The sequence below is a fragment of the Bacillus sp. JST-5 genome, assembly GCF_057747715.1.
The window spans coordinates 1-6,113 of the sequence record NZ_JBYLHW010000100.1 but is presented as its reverse complement, the minus strand read 5'-3'; the positions used below and the strand labels follow the sequence as shown (position 1 = coordinate 6,113).

The 6,113-nt window shown below is 39.1% G+C and carries 5 protein-coding genes; 4 read left to right on the top strand and 1 reads right to left on the bottom strand.

Annotated elements, in window-relative coordinates:
• Window positions 1–187 precede the first annotated feature (187 nt).
• Window positions 188–1,417: an aspartate kinase gene (locus AC3ASS_RS13395; protein ID WP_488284026.1), complete on the top strand. Its 1,230-nt coding sequence runs from the start codon at window positions 188–190 to the stop codon at window positions 1,415–1,417.
• Window positions 1,418–1,473: 56 nt separating this feature from the next.
• On the opposite strand, the gene AC3ASS_RS13390 is transcribed toward AC3ASS_RS13395, so the two are convergent.
• Entirely contained in the window at window positions 1,474–1,923 is a 450-nt protein-coding gene (locus tag AC3ASS_RS13390) for a YslB family protein (protein ID WP_488284025.1), read from the bottom strand.
• Between the two features lie 290 nt (window positions 1,924–2,213).
• Here AC3ASS_RS13390 and AC3ASS_RS13385 point away from each other — a divergent pair, with 290 nt between their 5' ends.
• Genes AC3ASS_RS13385 through sdhB form a run of 3 tightly spaced genes read left to right on the top strand, consistent with a single transcriptional unit; the run spans window position 2,214 to window position 5,382 of the window.
• Window positions 2,214–2,822, top strand: a complete 609-nt coding sequence (locus AC3ASS_RS13385; protein WP_488284024.1) for a succinate dehydrogenase cytochrome b558 subunit — start codon at window positions 2,214–2,216, stop codon at window positions 2,820–2,822.
• Between the two features lie 37 nt (window positions 2,823–2,859).
• Entirely contained in the window at window positions 2,860–4,617 is a 1,758-nt protein-coding gene (gene sdhA, locus AC3ASS_RS13380; protein WP_488284023.1) for a succinate dehydrogenase flavoprotein subunit, read from the top strand.
• A gap of 3 nt (window positions 4,618–4,620) precedes the next feature.
• Window positions 4,621–5,382, top strand: coding sequence for a succinate dehydrogenase iron-sulfur subunit (sdhB, locus tag AC3ASS_RS13375; protein ID WP_488284022.1), 762 nt, complete (start codon window positions 4,621–4,623; stop codon window positions 5,380–5,382).
• Window positions 5,383–6,113 lie beyond the last annotated feature (731 nt).

Sequence of the window (6,113 nt, the reverse complement as noted above, 5' to 3'; positions counted from 1 at the left end):
AGACCTCTTGGAGGGTGGAGTGACCACTGGCATAAAGAGAACAGCTATTCACGGAAGTTATAAAGACTTGCGTCAATTATCTTAATTGAACCGCCGTATACGGAACCGTATGTACGGTGGTGTGAGAGGACGGGAGTTAATCGCTCCCTCCTACTCGATTAGTAAAAATGAAGGCAGGGAAGATGTTATGGCGATTGTTGTCCAGAAATTTGGTGGAACATCAGTAGCAACAGTTGAAAGAATAAAAAATGTTGCCAACCGTGTTGTAAATGAAGTTCAAAAAGGTAATGAAGTGGTCGTCGTCGTTTCGGCCATGGGAAAGTCGACAGATGAATTAGTTTCATTAGCAAAGCAAATTTCCACTCAACCAAATAAAAGGGAAATGGACATGCTGCTCTCTACCGGAGAACAAGTAACCATTTCGCTATTAGCTATGGCTTTAATGGAAAAAGGGTTCGAAGCGGTTTCTTACACCGGCTGGCAAGCAGGAATAATGACAGAATCTGTATTCGGAAATGCCAGAATATTAAAAATTGATACAGATAAAATTAAACAAAACTTGGCGGAAGGAAAAATTGTCGTAATTGCCGGCTTTCAAGGAGTTACTGAAAATGGAGAAATAACAACATTAGGTAGAGGTGGATCTGATACAACCGCGGTTGCGTTAGCATCCATATTACAAGCGGAACGTTGTGAAATTTTTACAGATGTCGATGGAGTTTATACAACCGATCCCCGTTATATAAAAGATGCTAGAAAACTTTCATCCATTTCATATGATGAAATGTTAGAACTAGCCAATTTAGGAGCGGGCGTTTTGCATCCAAGAGCCGTTGAGTTTGCGAAAAATTTCGGCGTCCCACTAGTTGTTCGATCAAGTTTTTTACAAGATGAAGGTACGATTGTAGAGGAGGAAGCAACATTGGAACAAAATTTAATTGTCAGAGGCATTGCTTTTGAAAAAGGAATTACACGAGTTACTATCTTTGGCTTAAAAGATGCGTTAACAAGTTTGCCAACTGTATTTTCCGCACTTGCGAATCAATATATTAACGTTGATATTATCATTCAAAGCATGTCATCAGATGGGGACTTTAACCTATCTTTCTCTATCCATAATGACGATTTAGATGAAACGTTAAACGTTTTGCAAAAAATTAAAGAAGAATTAGAATTTGACCATGTGGAAACGGAGAGTCATTTAGCTAAAATATCGATCGTTGGATCTGGAATGATTTCAAACCCTGGAGTCGCTGCTCAAATGTTTAAAATACTGTCAAATGAAAATATCCCAATCAAAATGGTTAGTACGTCAGAAATTAAAGTATCGGCTGTTATTGATGAACCGTTTATGATACAAGCAGCTCAAGCTTTGCATAATGGCTTTGGATTGGCGTTAGAAAAAACGATCGTATAAAAAACGAATAAAAAAACAGCTGTCTTTTCATAAAGGGCAGCTGTTCTTTTACATTCCTATACTTCTGACATATTGTCCCAGCGTATAGTAATTTGCACTTTTCCGTCTTTTTTCTTAGGGTGTTCATACGCTTCACAAATATGTTTTTTCTGTTGTTGAATTTGTTCTGCTAAAAATCCAGCCTCCAGTTGGAAAGTAGCGTTTGTTTTCGTTTTTAAACGATGGGAAATCAATTCACTGGATAGTTCTACTTTCATTTCATTTTTATTTTCTTCAATGACCGATAAATCACCCCAACCGGCATTGATAAAAAACTCTTTAATTTCATTTATCGTATAAAGCGGATATGAACGAGCCAACCGCTTGCCTGCCCAATAAAGGATCGCGGAATGATCTTTCCCTAAAAAATCTGATAAAAGTTCTTCCCTAATTAATTCATAGCCAAATGCTGGAACGGTTAAGTCTGAAATGTTTTTCTTTTCTTCGATGGTTGTCGCCTTCTTCACAAACGTTCCCCCTTTTCTATAAAACTATTATATACAAAATGCGGTCTATGTATTGAAAAAAATGTATAGAAATTTTTAACTTAGAAAATGGGTATAATTACCAATAAAAAATACTTTTCTCTGTTCTCCTTAAAAATTACATGATGAACCCCATTTACATGTATCCGTTTTCTTGACGCTTATCATTAATGGGAGTAAAATGAACATGTCACATAATTGTAACTATATTAGTGCAAGGTGAAAAAATAATCACTACTGCCAAGCAAAGTATGACTAAAGGGGGTAAAGGAATGGCAGGTAATCGTGAGTTTCTAAACCGGAGACTACATTCATTATTAGGTGTAATTCCGGTTGGAGTGTTCTTAATGCAACATTTAGTTGTCAACAATTTTGCCACTCGTGGTGAAGAAGCATTCAACAACGCAGCAGCATTTATGGGAAATCTACCGTTTAGACTGTTTTTAGAAATCTTTATTATCTTTTTACCATTAATTTTCCATGCTATTTATGGTCTTTATATAGCTTTTACAGCTAAAAACAACCTTTCTCGATTTGGATTTTTCCGTAACTGGATGTTCATGCTGCAACGTCTAACTGGAATTATTACACTAATTTTCGTGACATGGCATGTATGGGAAACACGTGTACAAGCTGCATTTGGTGCTGAAGTCAACTTTGATATGATGGCTAATATTTTATCTAGCACATTTATGTTCTGGTTTTATGTAGTAGGTGTAGTTTCTACGATTTTCCATTTTGCCAACGGTATTTGGTCATTTTTAGTAAGCTGGGGAATTACTGTTTCTCCAAGATCTCAACAAATCGCTACATATGTAACAATGGCTATTTTTATAGCATTATCTTATGTCGGTGTTAGTACATTATACGCGTTTATTTAATTTATTGGTCGCAAAATTTTAAAGGAGTGGGCTACGAATGAGTAAAGGCAAAATAATCGTTGTCGGAGGCGGACTAGCCGGTTTGATGGCAACAATTAAAATAGCAGAAGCAGGCGTTCCGGTCGATTTATTCTCATTAGTTCCGGTAAAACGTTCTCACTCTGTTTGTGCACAAGGTGGAATTAACGGTGCGGTAAATACAAAAGGTGAAGGGGACTCCCCTTGGCAACACTTTGACGATACAGTTTATGGAGGAGACTTCTTAGCTAACCAACCTCCAGTAAAAGCTATGTGTGAAGCTGCACCTGGAATTATACATTTATTAGATCGAATGGGAGTTATGTTTAACCGTACTCCAGAAGGTTTATTAGACTTCCGTCGTTTCGGTGGAACATTACATCACCGTACAGCATTTGCTGGTGCTACAACTGGTCAACAATTACTTTATGCTTTAGATGAACAAGTTCGTCGTCATGAAGTTGCTGGACTTGTAACAAAATACGAAGGATGGGAATTTTTAGGTATTGTCCTTGACGATGAAGGAATTTGTCGCGGAATTGTTGCTCAAAACTTAACATCTATGGAAATCCAATCCTTCCCTGCAGATGCCGTTATTATGGCTACAGGTGGACCTGGTATTATTTTCGGTAAATCAACAAACTCTGTCATCAATACAGGATCAGCAGCATCCATCGTTTACCAACAAGGTGCTGTATATGCAAATGGTGAGTTCATTCAAATTCACCCTACAGCGATTCCTGGGGATGACAAATTACGCCTCATGAGTGAATCTGCACGTGGTGAAGGTGGACGTGTATGGACATATAAAGACGGAAAACCATGGTATTTCTTAGAGGAAAAATATCCTGCTTATGGAAACCTAGTTCCAAGGGATATTGCTACTCGTGAAATCTTCCATGTTTGCGTTGACTTAAAATTAGGTATTAACGGCGAAAACATGGTTTACCTAGATCTTTCACATAAAGATCCAAAAGAATTAGACGTTAAACTTGGTGGAATCATTGAAATTTATGAAAAATTCATGGGTGATGACCCACGTAAAGTTCCAATGAAAATCTTCCCTGCTGTACACTACTCCATGGGTGGATTATGGGTAGATTATGATCAAATGACAAATATCCCTGGATTATTTGCAGCTGGTGAATGTGATTACTCACAACATGGTGCGAACCGTTTAGGGGCTAACTCTCTCCTTTCTGCTATCTATGGTGGTATGGTTGCTGGACCAAACGCAGTCCGCTACATTAATGGTTTAGAGAAGAGCTCCGATGCAATGCCTTCTTCTTTATATGATCGTTATGTAAAACAAGAAGAAGAAAAATGGAACGAAATCATGTCATTAAATGGAACAGAAAACGCTTATATTCTTCATAAAGAACTAGGTGAATGGATGACAGACAACGTAACTGTTGTTCGTTACAACGATAAATTATTGAAAACAGATGAAAAAATTCAAGAGTTAATGGAACGTTGGAAAAACATTGACATTAACGACACAGCTAAATGGAGTAACCAAGGTGCAACATTTACACGTCAATTGAAAAACATGCTTCAATTAGCTCGTGTAATTACTCTTGGTGCTTATAACCGTAATGAATCAAGAGGAGCTCACTATAAACCAGAGTTCCCAGAACGTAATGATGAAGAATGGTTAAAAACTACAATGGCTCGATTTGTAGGGGAAACTGAAGCTCCAAGCTTCTCATATGAAGATGTGGATGTATCACTTATTAAGCCAAGAAAACGTGACTATACAAAGAAAGGGGAGAAATAAGGTATGGCAGAACAACGTAAAGTTCGTTTTATCATAACTAGACAAGATACACCTGATTCAGCCCCTTATGAAGAAGAATTTGAAATTGACTACCGTCCAAATATGAACGTTATTTCAGCATTAATGGAAATTCGCCGTAATCCAGTAAATGCAAAAGGTGAAAAAACAACACCAGTTGCATGGGATATGAACTGTTTAGAAGAAGTTTGCGGTGCATGTTCCATGGTTATTAACGGGAAACCAAGACAATCATGTACAGCATTGATTGATAAACTTGAACAACCAATTCGTCTTGAACCAATGAGAACATTCCCAGTCATTCGTGACCTTCAAGTGGATCGTAGCCGCATGTTTGACTCTTTGAAAAAAGTAAAAGCATGGATTCCAATCGACGGTACGTACGATCTTGGTCCAGGGCCACGTATGCCTGAAAGAAAACGTCAATGGGCTTATGAACTTTCAAAATGTATGACATGTGGAGTATGCTTAGAAGCATGTCCAAATGTTAATAGCAAATCTAACTTTATCGGACCTGCTCCATTATCACAAGTTCGTTTATTCAATGCACATCCAACTGGTGCTATGAATAAAGCCGAACGTTTGGAAGCTATTATGGGAGATGGTGGACTTGCAAACTGCGGTAACTCACAAAACTGTGTTCAAGCATGTCCAAAAGGTATTCCATTAACAACTTCCATCGCAGCATTAAACCGTGAAGCAACCGTTCAAATGTTCAAAAACTTCTTCGGAAGCGACAATGTGTAATTAGAAAAGTGAAGGCACACCAGAACGCCGTATGAACGGGAGGGCCTCTCGAATTGAGATAAAGGAAACACAGCGAGTAACGAGCTGTTGTTGACTTATCGCAAAGGAGAGAGGTCATCGTTCATTAGGCGGTCGTGCCGCAGCTAGACAAAACGAAAAGCGGAGGCGAGCGCTTAGTGGCGAACGAACGGGAGACACTCCTGCACTGAGATAAAGGAAACACAGCGAGGAACGAGCTGATGTTGACTTATCGCAAGGGAGAGAGGTCATCGTTCACTAGGTGTTCGTGCCGTAGCTAGACAAATCGAAAAGTGAAGGCGAGCGCTTAGTGGCGAACGAACGGGAGACACTCCTGAACGAAGATAAAGGAAACACGGCGAAGAATTGAGCCGATGTTGACTTATCGTAGGAGAGAGAGGTCGTCGTTCACTAGCCTTCGGATCAAATCAAAGAAAAAAAGCTCCTTATCCAATGCGATAAGGAGCTTTATTATGTGCGCCCGGCATGTACATGAACTATAGGGTGTAAGTCCCGAACCCCGAAGACAGAAGTAGAGGTTAGCCAAGAGCAAGGGTGTCCGTGGTGACGCGGAATCTGAAGGAAGCTGGAGGCAAAACACCGGTCCGAGGAACACGAACCTCATATAAGGCTAGATATGATTGAGTGAGTTTGCATAACAAAACAAAGCTCTTTCTGTCGAAGGTCATATCGAGTAAATGAGGCGGATAGAT